Genomic DNA, 24399 nt, shown 5'->3' with positions numbered 1-24399 from the left:
ATGGGATCTGTAACGACGTCTAAAGCAGGTGTTTTATCAAGTGCTGAAGGAGCGGTAACTATCGCCCTTGAGTTTGGCACAATTGAACTTTCTCCGGGAGATAGTATCCCAGCGGGTTCGAATTTAGCCTTTGACGATAGCCAATCTTTCACCATTTCTTTTGAAGATGGCACAGTGTTCAACTTCCCAGATGATGAAGTGCCAGCGCAGGCAGGCGACGCCGCTCCACTTGAAGATTTAGCTGCGCTAGAAGAAATCGCCGAGCTACAAGCTTTAATTGCCTCAGGTGAAGACCCAACTCTCGACCTACCTGAAACGGCCGCTGGCCAGACTGCTGCTGGTAACCAAGGTGGCACTAGCTACAGTCCGCTGGAGCGTAACGCTCAAGAAACCCTAGCCCAAGCAGGTTTTGATACCCAAGGCATTGCCAACCAAACTTTCACTCAGCCGACAGACACGACCATCATTGAAAACGATATCCCAACCATCGTTAGCAATGACACCGTGACTATTGCTGAAGACCAAATCGCAACCGGTAATGTGTTAGACAATGACTCAGACGCTGACACAGTACTCACCGTCGTTTCTTTTGAAATTGACGGTGAAACCTATCCTGCAGGAACTGAAGTTGAGATTGATGGCGGCACCATCATCATCAACGAAGATGGCAGTTTTATTTTTACCCCTAATGAAGATTTCAACGGGGAACTGCCACCTATCGGTTACGAAACTAACACTGGAGCGACAGGTGAACTGATCATCATTGTCACTCCTGTTGACGACCCGTCAGAGCTTAGTAACGACAGCAACATTATCGCTGAAGGCGAAGTCGCAACAGGCAATGTATTAGATAACGACTCAGATGTTGATAACGATTTATCGGTAGTGTCGTTTGAAATCAACGGCGAAACCTACGCAGCAGGCACTGAAGTGACCCTTGATGGTGGTGTACTGGTTATCAACGAAGATGGCTCTTACACCTTCACGCCAAATGAAAACTGGAACGGCACACTGCCAGTTATCACCTACACCACTAATACCGGTGATACTGCAACACTGACCATTGAAGTCACCCCAGTTGACGACCCAGCTAATCTTGTTGATGACAGCAACATTATCGCTGAAGGCGAAGTCGCATCAGGCAATGTGTTAGATAACGACTCAGATGTTGATAACGATTTATCGGTAGTGTCGTTTGAAATCAACGGCGAAACCTACTCAGCGGGCACTGAAGTGACTCTTGATGGAGGTGTACTGGTTATCAATGAAGATGGCTCTTACACCTTCACCCCAAATGAAAACTGGAACGGCACACTGCCAGTTATCACCTACACCACGAATACCGGTGATACTGCAACACTGACCATTGAAGTCACCCCTGTTGACGACCCAGCTAATCTTGTTGATGACAGCAACATTATCGCTGAAGGCGAAGTCGCATCAGGCAATGTGCTGGATAATGATTCAGACATCGACACAGATCTGTCTGTAGTGTCATTCGAAGTGGATGGCAATAGTTACGCAGCTGGCAGTGAAGTGACGCTTGACGGCGGCGTGCTAGTTATCAACGAAGATGGCTCTTACACCTTCACGCCAAATGAAAACTGGAACGGCACACTGCCAGTTATCACCTACACCACGAATACCGGTGATACTGCAACACTGACCATTGAAGTCACCCCTGTTGACGACCCAGCTAATCTTGTTGATGACAGCAACATTATCGCTGAAGGCGAAGTCGCATCAGGCAATGTGCTGGATAATGATTCAGACATCGACACAGATCTGTCTGTAGTGTCATTCGAAGTGGATGGCAATAGTTACGCAGCTGGCAGTGAAGTGACGCTTGACGGCGGCGTGCTAGTTATCAACGAAGATGGCTCTTACACCTTCACGCCAAATGAAAACTGGAACGGCACACTGCCAGTTATCACCTACACAACTAATACCGGTGATACTGCAACACTGACCATTGAAGTCACCCCTGTTGATGACCCAGCTAATCTTGTTGATGACAGCAACATTATCGCTGAAGGCGAAGTCGCATCAGGCAACGTGCTGGATAATGATTCAGACATAGACACAGATCTGTCTATAGTGTCATTCGAAGTGGATGGCAATAGTTACGCAGCTGGCAGTGAAGTGACCCTTGACGGCGGCGTGTTAGTTATCAATGAAGATGGCTCTTACACCTTCACTCCAAATGAAAACTGGAACGGCACACTGCCTGTTATCACCTACACAACTAATACCGGTGATACTGCAACACTGACCATTGAAGTCACCCCAGTTGACGACCCAGCTAATATTGTTGATGACAGCAACATTATCGCTGAAGGCGAAGTCGCATCAGGCAACGTGCTGGATAATGATTCAGACATCGACACAGATCTGTCTGTCGTGTCATTCGAAGTGGATGGCAATAGTTACGCAGCAGGCAGTGAAGTGACCCTTGATGGCGGCGTGCTAGTTATCAACGAAGATGGCTCTTACACCTTCACCCCAAATGAGAACTGGAACGGCACACTACCAGTTATCACCTACACCACGAATACCGGTGATACTGCTACACTGACCATCGAAGTGACCCCAGTTGACGACCCAGCTAATATTGTTGATGACAGCAATACGGTAGCTGAAGGCGAAGTCGCATCAGGCAACGTGCTGGATAATGATTCAGACATCGACACAGATCTGTCTGTAGTGTCGTTTGAAGTGGATGGCAATAGTTACGCAGCCGGCACTGAAGTGACGCTTGACGGCGGCGTGCTAGTTATCAACGAAGATGGCTCTTACACCTTCACCCCAAATGAGAACTGGAACGGCACACTACCAGTTATCACCTACACTACAAACACTGGCGATACTGCGACACTGACCATCGAAGTGACTCCAGTAGATGATCCTGCCAATGTGGTTGACGACAGCAATACAGTAGCTGAAGGCGAAGTCGCATCAGGCAATGTGTTAGATAACGACTCAGACATCGACACAGATCTGTCTGTTGTGTCATTCGAAGTGGATGGCAATAGTTACGCAGCTGGCAGTGAAGTGACGCTTGACGGCGGCGTACTAGTTATCAACGAAGATGGCTCTTACACCTTCACCCCAAATGAGAACTGGAACGGCACACTGCCAGTTATCACCTACACCACGAATACGGGTGATACAGCGACACTGACTATTGAAGTCACTCCAGTGGATGACCCAACTAATGCTGTCAACGATAGCATTAGCGTTGAAGAGGACGTCACTGCGACTGGTAACGTCTTACTTAATGATTCAGATGTTGATGATCAACTTTCTGTGGTTTCGTTCGAGGTAAACGGCCAAACATTTAATGCTGGTGAAACAACTGTCGTCGAAGGTGGCACGCTCACCATCAATGCGGATGGCAGTTACAGCTTTACCCCTGCACAGGACTGGAACGGTACGCTACCTATTATCACCTACACCACCAACACCGGTGCGACAGCAACATTAACTATTGAAATTACACCTGCTAGCGATCCAACAATCACTGTTGATGACAGCAACACTATTGCGGAAGATCAGGTTGCTACAGGCAACGTGCTGGATAACGATAGCGACGTTGACTCGGTACTCTCGGTTATTTCCTATGAAGTTAACGGGCAAACCTTTGCAGCTGGTGATTCAACGACTGTTGAAGGCGGCACATTAGTACTAAATGCCGATGGTAGCTACAGCTTCACTCCAGCTCAAGACTGGAATGGCACACTGCCGGTTATTACCTACACCACTAATACAGGTGAGACGGCGACACTGACGATTACTGTCACGCCAGATAACACGGATGTAGCTGATGATGCAGTGACGGTTGGCGAAGACACCCAGGCTTCAGGCAACGTACTGAGCAATGACGAGTCAGACAACACCTCTGTTGTCAGCTTCACCGTAGCTGGTGACAACACTGTCCATAACGCAGGCGACTCAGTCACCGTCCAAGGCGGCACATTAGTGCTGAACGCTAATGGCTCATACACCTTTGACCCTGCGGCTGATTGGAACGGCACACTGCCGGTCATCACTTACACCACTAACACTGGTGAGACAACAACCTTAACCATCACAGTGACGCCAGATAACACTGACGTAGCTGATGATGCTGTAACGGTTGGTGAAGATACCCAGGCTTCTGGCAACGTATTAACTAACGATGAGTCTGATAACACCTCTGTTGTCAGCTTCACGATCGGAACTGATAACACTGTCCACAACGCAGGCGATTCAGTCACCGTTCAAGGCGGCACCTTAGTGCTGAACGCTAATGGCTCATACACCTTTGACCCTGCGGCTGATTGGAATGGCACACTGCCGGTGATCACTTACACCACCAACACAGGTGAGACAGCAACCTTAACCATCACAGTGACACCAGAAGACACTGATGTGGCTGATGATGCAGTAACGGTTGGCGAAGATACGCAAGCTTCAGGCAACGTATTAACTAACGATGAGTCTGACAACACCTCTGTGGTGAGCTTCACCGTAGCTGGTGACAACACTGTCCATAACGCAGGCGATTCAGTGACTGTCCAAGGCGGCACCTTAGTGCTTAACGCCAATGGCTCGTACACATTCGATCCTGCTGCTGATTGGAATGGCACATTGCCGGTCATCACCTACACCACTAACACAGGTGAGACTGCAACCTTAACTATCACAGTGACGCCAGATAACACTGACGTAGCTGATGATGCTGTAACGGTTGGTGAAGATACCCAGGCTTCTGGCAACGTATTAACTAACGATGAGTCAGACAACACCTCAGTTGTCAGCTTCACGATCGGAACTGATAACACTGTCCACAACGCAGGCGATTCAGTCACCGTTCAAGGCGGCAGCTTAGTGCTGAACGCTAATGGCTCATACACCTTTGACCCTGCGGCTGATTGGAATGGCACACTGCCGGTGATCACTTACACCACCAACACAGGTGAGACAGCAACCTTAACCATCACAGTCACGCCAGATAACACTGATGTAGCTGATGATGCAGTAACGGTTGGCGAAGATACGCAAGCAAGTGGCAACGTATTAACTAACGATGAGTCTGACAACACCTCTGTGGTGAGCTTCACCGTAGCTGGTGACAACACTGTCCATAACGCAGGCGATTCAGTGACTGTCCAAGGCGGCACCTTAGTGCTTAACGCCAATGGCTCGTACACATTCGATCCTGCTGCTGATTGGAATGGCACATTGCCGGTCATCACTTACACCACTAACACAGGTGAGACTGCAACCTTAACTATCACAGTGACACCAGATAACACTGACGTGGCTGATGATGCTGTAACGGTTGGTGAAGATACCCAGGCTTCAGGCAACGTACTGAGCAATGACGAATCTAATAACACGAGCGTGGTCAGCTTCACCATTGCTGGTGACAACACCACTTACAACGCAGGCGATTCAGTCACTGTCCAAGGCGGCACATTAGTGCTGAACGCCAATGGTTCGTACACATTCGACCCAGCTGCGGACTGGAACGGCACATTGCCGGTGATCACTTACACCACTAACACAGGTGAAACGGCGACACTGACGATTACAGTGACGCCGGATAACACTGACGTGGCTGATGATGCTGTAACCGTGGGCGAAGATACGCAAGCAAGTGGCAACGTACTGAGCAATGACGAATCTGATAACACGAGCGTGGTCAGCTTCACCATCGCCGGTGACAACACCACTTACAACGCAGGTGACTCAGTCACCGTCCAAGGCGGCACCTTAGTGCTGAACGCCAATGGTTCGTACACATTCGATCCAGCGGCGGATTGGAATGGCACACTGCCGGTCATCACTTACACCACTAACACAGGTGAAACGGCGACACTGACGATTACTGTCACGCCAGATAACACTGACGTAGCTGATGATGCAGTAACGGTTGGCGAAGATACGCAAGCAAGTGGCAACGTACTGAGCAATGACGAATCTGATAACACGAGCGTGGTCAGCTTCACTATCGCCGGTGACAACACCACTTACAACGCGGGTGACTCAGTCACCGTCCAAGGCGGCACACTCGTGCTGAACGCCAATGGTTCGTACACATTCGATCCTGCTGCGGACTGGAATGGCACACTGCCGGTGATCACTTACACCACTAACACAGGTGAAACGGCGACACTGACAATTACTGTTACGCCAGATAACACTGACGTAGCTGATGATGCAGTAACGGTTGGTGAAGATACGCAAGCTTCAGGCAACGTATTAACTAACGATGAGTCTGATAACACCTCTGTTGTGAGCTTCACTATCGGAACTGATAACACAGTCCACACTGCAGGTGACTCAGTGACCGTTCAAGGCGGCACATTAGTGCTGAATGCTAATGGCTCTTACACCTTTGACCCAGCGGCGGATTGGAACGGCACACTGCCGGTGATCACTTACACCACGAATACAGGTGAAACGGCGACACTGACAATTACTGTCACGCCAGATAACACTGATGTGGCTGATGATGCAGTGACCGTGGGCGAAGATACGCAAGCTTCAGGCAACGTGCTGAGCAATGACGAGTCTGATAACACGAGCGTGGTCAGCTTCACTATTGCCGGTGACAACACCACTTACACTGCGGGTGCATCTGTTCAAGTGCTAGGCGGCACATTAGTGCTGAACGCTAATGGCTCTTACACCTTTGACCCAGCTTCAGATTGGAATGGCACATTGCCAGTCATTACCTACACCACCAACACAGGTGAAACGGCAACCTTAACCATTACAGTCACGCCGGATAACACTGATGTGGCAGATGATGCAGTAACGGTTGGCGAAGATACGCAAGCAAGTGGCAACGTACTGAGCAATGACGAATCTGATAACACGAGCGTGGTCAGCTTCACCATCGCCGGTGACAACACCACTTACAACGCAGGTGACTCAGTCACCGTCCAAGGCGGCACCTTAGTGCTGAACGCCAATGGTTCGTACACATTCGATCCAGCGGCGGATTGGAATGGCACACTGCCGGTCATCACTTACACCACTAACACAGGTGAAACGGCGACACTGACGATTACAGTGACGCCAGATAACACTGACGTGGCAGATGATGCAGTAACGGTTGGAGAAGATACGCAAGCAAGTGGCAACGTACTGAGCAATGACGAATCTGATAACACGAGCGTGGTCAGCTTCACTATCGCCGGTGACAACACCACTTACAACGCGGGTGACTCAGTCACCGTCCAAGGCGGCACACTCGTGCTGAACGCCAATGGTTCGTACACATTCGATCCTGCGGCAGATTGGAACGGCACATTGCCGGTGATCACTTACACCACGAATACAGGTGAAACGGCGACACTGACGATTACTGTTACGCCAGATAACACAGACGTGACTGATGATGCAGTAACCGTGGGCGAAGATACGCAAGCTTCAGGCAACGTATTAACTAACGATGAGTCTGACAACACCTCTGTTGTCAGCTTCACTATCGGAACTGATAACACTGTCCATAACGCTGGCGATTCAGTCACCGTCCAAGGCGGCACACTGGTGCTTAACGCCAATGGCTCGTACACCTTTGACCCAGCGGCGGATTGGAACGGCACACTGCCGGTGATCACTTACACCACGAATACAGGTGAAACGGCGACACTGACAATTACTGTCACGCCGGATAACACGGACGTGGCAGATGATGCAGTAACGGTTGGCGAAGATACGCAAGCAAGTGGCAACGTACTGAGCAATGACGAATCTGATAACACGAGCGTGGTCAGCTTCACTATCGGCGGTGACAACACTACTTACAACGCAGGTGATTCAGTCACCGTCCAAGGCGGCACACTCGTGCTGAACGCCAATGGTTCGTACACATTCGATCCTGCTGCGGACTGGAATGGCACACTGCCGGTGATCACTTACACCACTAACACAGGTGAAACGGCGACACTGACAATTACTGTTACGCCAGATAACACTGACGTAGCTGATGATGCAGTAACGGTTGGTGAAGATACGCAAGCTTCAGGCAACGTGCTGAGCAATGACGAATCTGATAACACGAGCGTGGTCAGCTTCACCATTGCTGGTGACAACACCACTTACAACGCGGGCGATTCAGTGACTGTTCAAGGCGGCACATTAGTGCTTAACGCCAATGGCTCGTACACCTTTGACCCAGCTGCGGACTGGAATGGCACACTGCCGGTGATCACCTACACCACTAACACGGGTGAAACGGCGACACTGACGATTACTGTTACGCCAGATAACACTGATGTGGCAGATGATGCAGTAACGGTTGGCGAAGATACGCAAGCTTCAGGCAACGTATTAACTAACGATGAGTCAGACAATACTTCAGTCGTGAGCTTCACCATTGCCGGTAATAACACTACTTACAACGCAGGTGATTCAGTTACCGTTCAAGGCGGCACATTAGTGCTGAACGCCAATGGTTCGTACACATTCGATCCAGCTGCGGACTGGAACGGCACACTGCCGGTGATCACTTACACCACTAACACAGGTGAAACGGCGACACTGACGATTACTGTTACGCCGGATAACACTGATGTAGCTGATGATGCAGTAACCGTGGGCGAAGATACGCAAGCAAGTGGCAACGTATTAACTAACGATGAGTCTGACAACACTTCAGTTGTCAGCTTCACCATCGCAGGTGATAACACCACTTACAACGCAGGTGACTCAGTGACCGTTCAAGGCGGCACCTTAGTGCTTAACGCTAATGGCTCTTACACCTTTGATCCAGCTGCTGATTGGAATGGCACACTGCCGGTCATCACCTACACCACTAACACAGGTGAGACAGCAACCTTAACCATCACAGTCACGCCAGATAACACTGATGTAGCTGATGATGCAGTAACGGTTGGCGAAGATACCCAGGCTTCAGGCAACGTATTAACTAACGATGAGTCAGACAACACTTCAGTTGTGAGCTTCACCATCGCCGGTGATAACACCACTTACAACGCGGGTGATTCAGTTACCGTTCAAGGCGGCACCTTAGTGCTGAACGCTAATGGTTCGTACACCTTCGACCCAGCTGCGGATTGGAATGGCACACTGCCGGTTATCACTTACACCACTAACACAGGTGAGAGTGCAACCTTAACCATCACTGTCACGCCAGATAACACTGATGTAGCTGATGATGCAGTAACGGTTGGCGAAGATACGCAAGCAAGTGGCAACGTATTAACTAACGATGAGTCAGACAGCACCTCTGTGGTGAGCTTCACCGTAGCTGGTGACAACACTGTCCATAACGCAGGTGACTCAGTCACTGTCCAAGGCGGCACATTAGTGCTTAACGCTAATGGCTCGTACACATTCGATCCAGCTGCGGACTGGAACGGCACACTGCCGGTGATCACTTACACCACTAACACAGGTGAGACAGCAACCTTAACCATCACAGTGACACCAGATAACACTGATGTGGCTGATGATGCAGTGACCGTGGGCGAAGATACGCAAGCTTCAGGCAACGTGCTGAGCAATGACGAGTCTGATAACACGAGCGTGGTCAGCTTCACTATTGCCGGTGACAACACCACTTACACTGCGGGTGCATCTGTTCAAGTGCTAGGCGGCACATTAGTGCTGAACGCTAATGGCTCTTACACCTTTGACCCAGCTTCAGATTGGAATGGCACATTGCCAGTCATTACCTACACCACCAACACAGGTGAAACGGCAACCTTAACCATTACAGTCACGCCGGATAACACTGATGTGGCAGATGATGCAGTAACGGTTGGCGAAGATACGCAAGCAAGTGGCAACGTACTGAGCAATGACGAATCTGATAACACGAGCGTGGTCAGCTTCACCATCGCCGGTGACAACACCACTTACAACGCAGGTGACTCAGTCACCGTCCAAGGCGGCACCTTAGTGCTGAACGCCAATGGTTCGTACACATTCGATCCAGCGGCGGATTGGAATGGCACACTGCCGGTCATCACTTACACCACTAACACAGGTGAAACGGCGACACTGACGATTACAGTGACGCCAGATAACACTGACGTGGCAGATGATGCAGTAACGGTTGGAGAAGATACGCAAGCAAGTGGCAACGTGCTGAGCAATGACGAGTCTGATAACACGAGCGTGGTCAGCTTCACTATCGCCGGTGACAACACCACTTACAACGCGGGTGACTCAGTCACCGTCCAAGGCGGCACACTCGTGCTGAACGCCAATGGTTCGTACACATTCGATCCTGCGGCAGATTGGAACGGCACATTGCCGGTGATCACTTACACCACGAATACAGGTGAAACGGCGACACTGACGATTACTGTTACGCCAGATAACACAGACGTGACTGATGATGCAGTAACGGTGGGCGAAGATACGCAAGCTTCAGGCAACGTATTAACTAACGATGAGTCTGACAACACCTCTGTTGCCAGCTTCACTATCGGAACTGATAACACTGTCCATAACGCTGGCGATTCAGTCACCGTCCAAGGCGGCACACTAGTGCTTAACGCCAATGGCTCGTACACCTTTGACCCAGCGGCGGATTGGAACGGCACACTGCCGGTGATCACTTACACCACGAATACAGGTGAAACGGCGACACTGACAATTACTGTCACGCCGGATAACACGGACGTGGCAGATGATGCAGTAACGGTTGGCGAAGATACGCAAGCTTCAGGCAACGTATTAACTAACGATGAGTCAGACAACACTTCAGTTGTGAGCTTCACCATTGCTGGTGATAACACCACTTACAACGCAGGTGACTCAGTGACCGTCCAAGGCGGCGCCTTAGTGCTGAATAGCGATGGTTCGTACACCTTCGATCCAGCTGCGGACTGGAACGGCACACTGCCAGTCATTACCTACACCACCAACACAGGTGAGACGGCAACACTGACAATCACAGTGACGCCAGATAACACTGATGTGGCTGATGATGCAGTGACCGTGGGCGAAGATACGCAAGCTTCAGGCAACGTGCTGAGCAATGACGAATCTGATAACACGAGCGTGGTCAGCTTCACCATTGCTGGTGACAACACCACTTACAACGCGGGCGATTCAGTGACTGTTCAAGGCGGCACATTAGTGCTTAACGCCAATGGCTCGTACACCTTTGACCCAGCGGCGGATTGGAACGGCACACTGCCGGTGATCACTTACACCACGAATACAGGTGAAACGGCGACACTGACAATTACTGTCACGCCGGATAACACGGACGTGGCAGATGATGCAGTAACGGTTGGCGAAGATACGCAAGCTTCAGGCAACGTATTAACTAACGATGAGTCAGACAACACTTCAGTTGTGAGCTTCACCATTGCCGGTAATAACATTACTTACAACGCAGGTGATTCAGTTACCGTTCAAGGCGGCACATTAGTGCTGAACGCCAATGGTTCGTACACATTCGATCCAGCGGCGGACTGGAACGGCACACTGCCGGTGATCACTTACACCACTAACACAGGTGAAACGGCGACACTGACGATTACTGTTACGCCAGATAACACTGACGTAGCTGATGATGCAGTAACGGTTGGCGAAGATACGCAAGCTTCAGGCAACGTATTAACTAACGATGAGTCAGACAATACTTCAGTCGTGAGCTTCACCATTGCCGGTAATAACACTACTTACAACGCAGGTGATTCAGTTACCGTTCAAGGCGGCACATTAGTGCTGAACGCCAATGGTTCGTACACATTCGATCCAGCGGCGGACTGGAACGGCACACTGCCGGTGATCACTTACACCACTAACACAGGTGAAACGGCGACACTGACGATTACTGTTACGCCAGATAACACTGACGTAGCTGATGATGCAGTAACGGTTGGCGAAGATACGCAAGCTTCAGGCAACGTATTAACTAACGATGAGTCAGACAATACTTCAGTTGTCAGCTTCACCATCGCCGGTGACAACACCACTTACAATGCTGGTGACTCAGTGACTGTTCAAGGCGGCACACTGGTGCTTAACGCCAACGGCTCGTACACCTTCGATCCAGCTGCGGACTGGAACGGCACACTGCCGGTGATCACTTACACCACTAACACTGGTGAGACAGCAACCTTAACCATCACAGTGACGCCGGATAACACTGATGTGGCTGATGATGCAGTAACGGTGGGCGAAGATACGCAAGCTTCAGGCAACGTATTAACTAACGATGAGTCAGACAATACTTCAGTCGTGAGCTTCACCATTGCCGGTAATAGCACTACTTACAACGCAGGTGATTCAGTTACCGTTCAAGGCGGCACATTAGTGCTGAACGCCAATGGTTCGTACACATTCGATCCAGCGGCGGACTGGAACGGCACACTGCCGGTGATCACTTACACCACTAACACAGGTGAAACGGCGACACTGACGATTACTGTTACGCCAGATAACACTGACGTAGCTGATGATGCAGTAACGGTTGGCGAAGATACGCAAGCTTCAGGCAACGTATTAACTAACGATGAGTCAGACAATACTTCAGTTGTCAGCTTCACCATCGCCGGTGACAACACCACTTACAATGCTGGTGACTCAGTGACTGTTCAAGGCGGCACACTGGTGCTTAACGCCAACGGCTCGTACACCTTCGATCCAGCTGCGGACTGGAACGGCACACTGCCGGTGATCACTTACACCACTAACACTGGTGAGACAGCAACCTTAACCATCACAGTGACGCCGGATAACACTGATGTAGCTGATGATGCAGTAACCGTGGGCGAAGATACGCAAGCAAGTGGCAACGTATTAACTAACGATGAGTCTGACAACACTTCAGTTGTCAGCTTCACCATCGCAGGTGATAACACCACTTACAACGCAGGTGACTCAGTGACCGTTCAAGGCGGCACCTTAGTGCTTAACGCTAATGGCTCTTACACCTTTGATCCAGCTGCTGATTGGAATGGCACACTGCCGGTCATCACCTACACCACTAACACAGGTGAGACAGCAACCTTAACCATCACAGTCACGCCAGATAACACTGATGTAGCTGATGATGCAGTAACGGTTGGCGAAGATACCCAGGCTTCAGGCAACGTATTAACTAACGATGAGTCAGACAACACTTCAGTTGTGAGCTTCACCATCGCAGGTGATAACACCACTTACAACGCGGGTGATTCAGTGACCGTTCAAGGCGGCACACTGGTGCTTAACGCCAACGGCTCGTACACCTTCGATCCAGCTGCGGACTGGAACGGCACACTGCCGGTGATCACTTACACCACTAACACTGGTGAGACAGCAACCTTAACCATCACAGTGACGCCGGATAACACTGATGTAGCTGATGATGCAGTAACGGTGGGCGAAGATACGCAAGCTTCAGGCAACGTATTAACTAACGATGAGTCAGACAATACTTCAGTCGTTAGCTTCACCATTGCCGGTGATAACACCACTTACAACGCGGGTGACTCAGTCACCGTCCAAGGCGGCACACTAGTGCTGAACGCTAATGGCTCTTACACCTTTGACCCAACGGCAGATTGGAATGGCACACTGCCGGTGATCACTTACACCACTAACACAGGTGAAACGGCGACACTGACGATTACAGTGACGCCAGATAACACTGACGTGGCAGATGATGCAGTAACAGTTAACGAAGATACGCAAGCTTCAGGTAACGTACTGAGCAATGACGAATCTGATAACACGAGCGTGGTGAGCTTCACCATCGCCGGTGATAACACCACTTACAACGCAGGCGATTCAGTGACTGTCCAGGGCGGCACACTGGTGCTTAACGCTAATGGTTCGTACACCTTCGATCCTGCTGCTGATTGGAACGGCACACTGCCGGTGATCACTTACACCACTAACACAGGTGAAACGGCGACGCTGACAATTACTGTCACGCCAGATAACACTGACGTGGCTGATGATGCAGTGACCGTGGGCGAAGATACCCAGGCTTCAGGCAACGTGCTGAGCAATGACGAGTCTGATAACACGAGCGTGGTCAGCTTCACTATTGCCGGTGACAACACCACTTACACTGCGGGTGCATCTGTTCAAGTGCTAGGCGGCACATTAGTGCTGAACGCTAATGGCTCTTACACCTTTGACCCAGCTTCAGATTGGAATGGCACATTGCCAGTCATTACCTACACCACCAACACAGGTGAAACGGCAACCTTAACCATTACAGTCACGCCGGATAACACTGATGTGGCAGATGATGCAGTAACGGTTGGCGAAGATACGCAAGCTTCAGGCAACGTATTAACTAACGATGAGTCAGACAATACTTCAGTCGTGAGCTTCACCATTGCCGGTAATAACACTACTTACAACGCAGGTGATTCAGTTACCGTTCAAGGCGGCACATTAGTGCTGAACGCCAATGGTTCGTACACATTCGATCCTGCTGCGGACTGGAACGGCACACTGCCGGTGATCACTTACACCACTAACACAGGTGAAACGGCGACACTGACGATTACTGTCACGCCAGATAACACTGACGTAGCTGATGATGCAGTAACGGTTGGCGAAGATACGCAAGCAAGTGGCAACGTACTGAGCAATGACGAACCTGATAACACGAGCGTGGTCAGCTTCACTATCGCCGGTGACAACACCACTTACAACGCGGGTGACTCAGTCACCGTCCAAGGCGGCACATTAGTGCTGAACGCTAATGGCTCTTACACCTTTGACCCAGCTGCGGACTGGAATGGCACACTGCCGGTGATCACTTACACCACTAACACAGGTGAAACGGCGACACTGACGATTACTGTTACGCCAGATAACACAGACGTGACTGATGATGCAGTAACGGTTGGCGAAGATACGCAAGCTTCAGGCAACGTATTAACTAACGATGAGTCTGACAACACCTCTGTTGTCAGCTTCACTATCGGAACTGATAACACTGTCCATAACGCTGGCGATTCAGTCACCGTCCAAGGCGGCACACTGGTGCTTAACGCCAATGGCTCGTACACCTTTGACCCAGCGGCGGATTGGAACGGCACACTGCCGGTGATCACCTACACCACCAACACAGGTGAAACGGCGACACTGACGATTACTGTCACGCCAGATAACACTGACGTAGCTGATGATGCAGTAACGGTTGGCGAAGATACGCAAGCTTCAGGCAACGTATTAACTAACGATGAGTCTGATAACACCTCTGTTGTGAGCTTCACCATCGCCGGTGACAACACCACTTACAACGCAGGCAATTCTGTGACAGTTCAAGGCGGCACACTGGTGCTTAACGCCAACGGCTCGTACACCTTCGATCCAGCTGCGGACTGGAACGGCACACTGCCGGTGATCACTTACACCACTAACACTGGTGAGACAGCAACCTTAACCATCACAGTGACGCCGGATAACACTGATGTAGCTGATGATGCAGTAACCGTGGGCGAAGATACGCAAGCAAGTGGCAACGTATTAACTAACGATGAGTCTGACAACACTTCAGTTGTCAGCTTCACCATCGCAGGTGATAACACCACTTACAACGCAGGTGACTCAGTGACCGTTCAAGGCGGCACCTTAGTGCTTAACGCTAATGGCTCTTACACCTTTGATCCAGCTGCTGATTGGAATGGCACACTGCCGGTCATCACCTACACCACTAACACAGGTGAGACAGCAACCTTAACCATCACAGTCACGCCAGATAACACTGATGTAGCTGATGATGCAGTAACGGTTGGCGAAGATACCCAGGCTTCAGGCAACGTATTAACTAACGATGAGTCAGACAACACTTCAGTTGTGAGCTTCACCATCGCCGGTGATAACACCACTTACAACGCGGGTGATTCAGTGACCGTTCAAGGCGGCACACTGGTGCTTAACGCCAACGGCTCGTACACCTTCGATCCAGCTGCGGACTGGAACGGCACACTGCCGGTGATCACTTACACCACTAACACTGGTGAGACAGCAACCTTAACCATCACAGTGACGCCGGATAACACTGATGTAGCTGATGATGCAGTAACGGTGGGCGAAGATACGCAAGCTTCAGGCAACGTATTAACTAACGATGAGTCAGACAATACTTCAGTCGTTAGCTTCACCATTGCCGGTGATAACACCACTTACAACGCGGGTGACTCAGTCACCGTCCAAGGCGGCACACTAGTGCTGAACGCTAATGGCTCTTACACCTTTGACCCAACGGCAGATTGGAATGGCACACTGCCGGTGATCACTTACACCACGAATACAGGTGAAACGGCGACACTGACAATTACTGTCACGCCGGATAACACGGACGTGGCAGATGATGCAGTAACGGTTGGCGAAGATACGCAAGCTTCAGGCAACGTATTAACTAACGATGAGTCAGACAACACTTCAGTTGTGAGCTTCACCATTGCTGGTGATAACACCACTTACAACGCAGGTGACTCAGTGACCGTTCAAGGCGGCACATTAGTGCTGAACGCCAATGGTTCGTACACATTCGATCCAGCGGCGGACTGGAACGGCACACTGCCGGTGATCACTTACACCACTAACACAGGTGAAACGGCGACACTGACGATTACTGTCACGCCAGATAACACTGACGTAGCTGATGATGCAGTAACGGTTGGCGAAGATACGCAAGCAAGTGGCAACGTACTGAGCAATGACGAATCTGATAACACGAGCGTGGTCAGCTTCACTATCGCCGGTGACAACACCACTTACAACGCGGGTGACTCAGTGAACGTCCAGGGCGGTACACTGGTCCTTAACGCTAATGGTTCGTACACATTCGATCCAGCTGCTGACTGGAACGGTACACTGCCGGTGATCACCTACACCACTAACACGGGTGAAACGGCGACACTGACAATTACTGTCACGCCAGATAACACTGATGTAGCTGATGATGCAGTAACGGTTGCCGAAGATACACAAGCTTCAGGCAACGTGCTGAGCAATGACGAGTCTGATAACACGAGCGTGGTTAGCTTCACCATCGCCGGTGACAACACCACGTACACTGCTGGTGCATCTGTGACTGTCCAAGGCGGCACACTAGTGCTGAACGCTAATGGCTCTTACACCTTTGACCCAGCGGCAGATTGGAATGGCACACTGCCGGTTATCACTTACACCACGAATACAGGTGAAACGGCAACCTTAACCATTACAGTCACGCCGGATAACACTGATGTGGCAGATGATGCAGTAACGGTTGGCGAAGATACGCAAGCTTCAGGCAACGTATTAACTAACGATGAGTCAGACAATACTTCAGTCGTGAGCTTCACCATTGCCGGTAATAACACTACTTACAACGCAGGTGATTCAGTTACCGTTCAAGGCGGCACATTAGTGCTGAACGCCAATGGTTCGTACACATTCGATCCAGCGGCGGACTGGAACGGCACACTGCCGGTGATCACTTACACCACTAACACAGGTGAAACGGCGACACTGACGATTACTGTCACGCCAGATAACACTGACGTAGCTGATGATGCAGCAACGGTTGGCGAAGATACGCAAGCAAGTGGCAACGTACTGAGCAATGACGAATCTGATAACACGAGCGTGGTCAGCTTCACTATCGCCGGTGACAACACCACTTACAACGCGGGTGACTCAGTCACCGTCCAAGGCGGTACACTGGTCCTTAACGCTAATGGTTCGTACACATTCGATCCAGCTGCTGACTGGAACGGTACACTGCCGGTGATCACCTACACCACTAACACGGGTGAAACGGCGACACTGACAATTACTGTCACGCCAGATAACACTGACGTAGCTGATGATGCAGTAACGGTTGGTGAAGATACGCAAGCTTCAGGCAACGTATTAACTAACGATGAGTCAGACAATACTTCAGTCGTTAGCTTCACCATCGCCGGTGACAACACCACGTACACTGCTGGTGCATCTGTGACTGTCCAAGGCGGCACACTAGTGCTGAACGCCAATGGTTCGTACACCTTTGACCCAGCGGCAGATTGGAATGGCACACTGCCGGTGATCACTTACACCACGAATACAGGTGAAACGGCGACACTGACAATTACTGTCACGCCAGATAACACTGATGTGGCTGATGATGCAGTGACCGTGGGCGAAGATACGCAAGCTTCAGGCAACGTGCTGAGCAATGACGAGTCTGATAACACGAGCGTGGTCAGCTTCACTATTGCCGGTGACAACACCACTTACACTGCGGGTGCATCTGTTCAAGTGCTAGGCGGCACATTAGTGCTGAACGCTAATGGCTCTTACACCTTTGACCCAGCTTCAGATTGGAATGGCACATTGCCAGTCATTACCTACACCACCAACACAGGTGAAACGGCAACCTTAACCATTACAGTCACGCCGGATAACACTGATGTGGCAGATGATGCAGTAACGGTTGGCGAAGATACGCAAGCTTCAGGCAACGTATTAACTAACGATGAGTCAGACAATACTTCAGTCGTGAGCTTCACCATTGCCGGTAATAACACTACTTACAACGCGGGTGACTCAGTCACCGTCCAAGGCGGTACACTGGTCCTTAACGCCAATGGTTCGTACACATTCGATCCAGCGGCGGACTGGAACGGCACACTGCCGGTGATCACTTACACCACTAACACAGGTGAAACGGCGACACTGACGATTACTGTCACGCCAGATAACACTGACGTAGCTGATGATGCAGTAACGGTTGGCGAAGATACGCAAGCAAGTGGCAACGTACTGAGCAATGACGAATCTGATAACACGAGCGTGGTCAGCTTCACTATCGCCGGTGACAACACCACTTACAACGCGGGTGACTCAGTGAACGTCCAGGGCGGTACACTGGTCCTTAACGCTAATGGTTCGTACACATTCGATCCTGCGGCAGACTGGAACGGTACACTGCCCGTGATCACCTACACCACTAACACAGGTGAAACGGCGACACTGACAATTACTGTCACGCCAGATAACACAGACGTGGCTGATGATGCAGTTACGGTTGGCGAAGATACCCAGGCTTCAGGCAACGTGCTGAGCAATGACGAGTCTGATAACACGAGCGTGGTCAGCTTCACCATTGCTGGTGACAACACCACTTACAATGCTGGTGACTCAGTGACCATTCAAGGCGGCACACTGGTGCTTAACGCTAATGGCTCTTACACCTTTGACCCAGCGGCTGACTGGAACGGCACACTGCCGGTCATCACTTACACCACTAATACAGGTGAGACTGCGACACTGACGATTACTGTCACGCCAGATAACACTGACGTAGCTGATGATGCAGTAACGGTTGGCGAAGATACGCAAGCAAGTGGCAACGTACTGAGCAATGACGAATCTGATAACACGAGCGTGGTCAGCTTCACCATCGCCGGTGACAACACCACTTACAACGCAGGTGACTCAGTCACCGTCCAAGGCGGCACCTTAGTGCTGAACGCCAATGGTTCGTACACATTCGATCCAGCGGCGGATTGGAACGGCACACTGCCGGTCATCACCTACACCACTAATACAGGTGAGACTGCGACACTAACGATTACTGTCACGCCAGATAACACTGATGTAGCTGATGATGCTGTGACCGTGGCGGAAGACGTCACAGCAACGGGTAACGTGCTAAACAACGATGAACCAGGTAATACCTCAGTAGTAAGCTTTACCATAGCTGGTAGCAATACGGTTCATAACGCTGGGTCTTCAGTGACAGTGCAAGGTGGTACGTTAATTCTAAATGCCAATGGTAGTTATAGCTTTACGCCAGCAGCAAACTGGAATGGCTTGTTGCCGGTTATCACCTACTTAACCAACACTGGCGCAACCGCAACATTAACCATTGAAGTCACACCTGAAAATGACGCTCCTGATGCTATCGATAACAACTATGTTGCTAACGAGAATCAAACGATTACCGGCAACCTAATTAGCGATGACTCAGGCTCAGGTGTTGATAGTGATATCGATGGCGATAACCTACAGATCACTCACATCAATGGCGTAGCCTTAGTCTTTAATGCTGGCGTAGCAACAGTGAATATTGATGGCGGTACCTTAACCGTGAACGAGAACGGCGACTTCAGCTTTACTCATGACGGTACAACCACCAGCATTCCAACGTTCGATTACACCATCTCAGATGGAAATGGCGGGAGTGACACAGCGACTGTCACGCTAAATTACAATGACGTAGATGCTGAAAACGATGGCGCGTCTGGTGCAGCGTACTCAGCAGTTGCAGACTTCACTTCTGGTCCAACAGTCCCTGTTGATGGCAATGGTAATCCACTATTCACTATCCGAGCGTTAACATACGATAGTAACGGCAATCTGATTGAAGGTAACTTCTCAACCATTAATGGCGAGGGGATCGGTGTTGCTGGCAGTATCCGTAGCGGTGGCCAAATCAGTAACCAAATTGAGTATGATCCAGCAACAGGTCTATCTGAAGGCATTGAAATCCAGTTCAATGAATTGGTTAACCAGGTTGAGTTCTCCGTCTCAAGGTTGTTTGCCAACGAAAATGGCGCAGAGCAAGGAGTTTGGAAGGCATACTACAATGGTGAACTGGTCGCATCAGGAATGTTCAGTAACGCCTCTGGCGATGAAGGTACCTTTAATATCGATACGGGTAACGCGGTATTCGATACGGTTGTTTTTGAGGCAACCAACAACGTCGACCCAATTTCAAGCGGCGATTCTTCAGACTATGTACTGACCTCAATCAACGCTACTGGCGCTGGCTTAGGTGAAGGTGCGATTGTCACAGGTGAAGACCAAACGCTAGCCATCAATGACCCTGCAAATGGCTTACTCGCAAATGATAGCGACCTGCAAGGGGACAGCTTTGTGATTACAGCGATTAATGGAACCATGGTAACGAATGGTTCAACCGTGCTACTGCCAAGTGGCGCTTTGTTAACAATTTACAGCGATGGTACTTATAGTTATAACCCTAACCAAGCGTTTGAAAGCTTAACTGCTGGAGAGCTTGCTCAGGACACCTTCACCTATACGATTACCGATGCAAATGGTGCAACCGACACGGCGACCGTGACTATCAATATAATTGGCGCCAACGATGCGCCGATTGGCAGTGCAGACACCTTCACTGCTGATGAAGGCTCGATACTTGCTCTGTCTGACACCTCATTCGTAGGTAACGATACTGACCTTGAGGGTAACCCACTAACTGTTACCGCATTTGCACAAGACTTGACTGGTACGGGTGAGATTGATGCCAATACACCTGGCAATGTAATTACCACTGCACTAGGTGGCACAATTACAATTAATCCAGATGGCAGCTTTAGTTACCAGGCTCCAGCTAATATTGACCATAGCAATGGCCCAGTAACTGATAGCTTCTATTACAAAGCAGGTAATGGTTATGAGGACAGTGCCTGGACTCAAGTTATCATCGACGTTACCGACACAGCTCCAGTCGCCAACAACGATATCGACAGTGTTGGCTTTAGCGGCACGGCTTATGGCAACGTTATTACCGGCGCAGGAGGCGATGGTAGTGGCGCTGATAATATCGGCGCTGACGCAACCGAGCTAACAAGTATCCGCATTGATGGGACGACCTATAGTAACTTTGATGCCGATGGTAATCTCACGGTCACTATAGCGGGTCGCGGCACATTTACCATCAATAAAGACGGTAACTATACCTTTGCATCTACTGTACCTGAGCAAAATGGCCAAATTGCACCTGCAAGCAACATTTTCTACACACTAACAGATGCCGATGGCAATACCAGTCAAGCACTGCTTAACATTGTTCAAGACTCAACGCCAACTGCAAATGACAACGTGGCTGAGGTCTTTGAAGCTGGTTTAGCGAGTGGTACAGATGCCGGCAGCGGCGTTAATGTGGTAACCGGCAACTTGCTCGATAATGATGAAGGAATTAGTGGCTCGACCGAAATCACTCAAGTCAATGGCGTCTCTCCAGTCAATGGCGTTATCACCATTACTACTGCGCTGGGTGAACTTAGAGTTTATACGCAGGATTCTGGAAGCAACCGCGCCGGCGACTATGAATACACGTTAAACAGCAACAGCAATGGCAACAATGTTTCTGAATCATTCAGTTATACAGTTGAAAATTCATTGAACGATTCAGACACTGGCTCACTTACCGTTAACGTGGTTGATGACGCTCCAGTAACTAATAACATTAGCCAAAACCTAATGGCATCTGCTGACCCAGTTACAACTAACATCACTATTGTGTTAGACGTATCAGGAAGTATGAACAACTCAGCGGGCAATGGTAAATCATATCTAGAAACTGCAGTAGAAGCACTTACTGCGCTTATCCATGAGGTGGATGCCACGGGTAATGTCAATGTGCAGCTGGTTAGCTTTGCTAGTGGCGCAACCACCACAGGCTGGATGGTTGATGACATTGCAGCAGCAATTGATGCACTAAATGCACTGATCGCCAACGGTGGTACCAACTACGCTAATGCGCTCAATGCTGTGATGAATAGCGGCACATTGCCACCAGCGGATCAAAGCTTCCTATACTTTATTTCTGACGGTGAACCTAACAACGGCGGCGAAGTCAATGCTAGCCAGCAAACAGCTTGGGAGAATTACCTCACGAATAATGGCGGCGCTGATGCCCTATACGATATTGCCTTTGGTATTGGTATTGGCAATGCTGCATTGGATGAAATCTTCCCAATTGCTCATCCTGAACCAAATGGCCAAGAAGAGTATGCGGTGCATGTTGATAATGCCGATGACTTAACCAGCACGGTTATCGACTACTTCGAAGGTAATACCATTACCGGTAACTTAGGTATTCTAAATGCATCGTCAACCAATGGCGTGCTAATTGGTGCCGATGGCGGCAATGTTTCTAGCGTAGTAATTGATGGTGTTACCTATAGCTTTGATAGTAACAACACCACGCAAACTATCACTACTGCGCTAGGCGGTGAGTTCACGATTAACTTCGAAACCGGTGAGTACAGTTATGCTATTGAAGTTGACCGCAATGTACTTAACCAGCAAGAGAATGTTGAGGTTAACGTTACTGATGGCGACGGCGATACTGCAAACCTAGATTTAGTGCTTAACATTGATTACTACGCGGGCGTCGATGCCAACACCAACAATGTCATCACTAATCTAGCATCTGGCGGCACTATCGACATTCCAGTTGAGTACCTAACCCATGGCGATAGAACACCATACGATACTCAAATCATTAACGTCACAGGCGATGGCAGCCTTAACGGCGATGTCATTACTGTTAGCAATGCCACTAACAATTCAAGTTTCAACTATGGACTTGACGGCAATGGTGCTACCGACAGCGCAGATGTCGACTTCGATTTTAGAAGCGGCGATAACCTAGTGGGCACAGCTGAAAACGACATTATCATCGCCCAAAGCTCGGGGAATCAGCCTCCAGCGGTGATCAACACCTTTGTTAAGCCTGGTAATACCTTCAACACTAATGGTAACAATCAAATTGGTTTCACCTTTAGCACAGCTGTTGCAGGCCTATACATTACCAGTATTAGCATTGACCTGCGCGCAGGCACTGACACCAATGCAGACTTTGACCCAGGAGACCGCTTCGGTGTAGGCGCAGACACAGTTGGTATTAACAACACCAATATCTTTAGCTACTCAAACAATAACTCAGTTATTACCGCTAACTTTGATAACGGCGACTTCACCAATGGTGATGAGCTATGGTTCTCTGTCGATACAGACTCACTAGGTAGCGACACTGGCGGCGACTTTGCCAATCACGCAGTGACCTTTACCGTGACCTTAAGTGATGGCACCACCCAAACCGGTGTTTACGTTAGCGATGGCAGTGGTGGCTCTACTGGTACTATTCTCATTGGCGGCGCAGTCCTTAACGGTGGCGAAGGTGACGATGTGCTAGTTGGTGGAGATGGTGCAGACTTCCTTGTCGGTGGCGATGGCGACGATATGCTTATTGGCGGTCTTGGTGACGACCTGATGGAAGGTGGTGAAGGTAAAGATGTCTTCGTTTGGACACAAAACGACACAGGTACCGACACCATTATTGATTTTGCCACTAATCAAGATTCACTCGACCTTAGCGACTTACTCCAAGGCGAAACCAGCAGCAATCTTGACCAGTATTTAACAATTACAGTTAATAATGGAGATACAACAATAGCAATTGATGCTGATGGAGACGGCAATGTAGACCAAACTATAGTATTAGACGGAGTTGATTTGTCAGCGACCTATGGAAGTAGTGATAATGGAACCATTATCAATGGCTTACTTGATGATGGTGCACTTGTAATTAGCGAGGATAATAGTAACAACGAACAAGCTGCGGCCTCAGCTAATGTGAACGCCATACCGGCCATGGAAGAGAATAACGGTAACATTATCCCTTAA

General features: G+C 49.8%; 1 protein-coding gene. It reads left to right on the top strand.

From position 1 onward, the window contains the following. A complete protein-coding gene (locus EXU30_RS12950; RefSeq protein ID WP_130600675.1) occupies positions 1–24399 on the top strand; it encodes an Ig-like domain-containing protein in 24399 nt (8132 codons plus the stop codon).

Source organism: Shewanella maritima, from assembly GCF_004295345.1.
In the GTDB taxonomy this organism is placed as follows: domain Bacteria; phylum Pseudomonadota; class Gammaproteobacteria; order Enterobacterales; family Shewanellaceae; genus Shewanella; species Shewanella maritima.
Note: the sequence above shows the minus strand (reverse complement) of the source record. Positions and strands in the feature narration are given on the sequence as shown.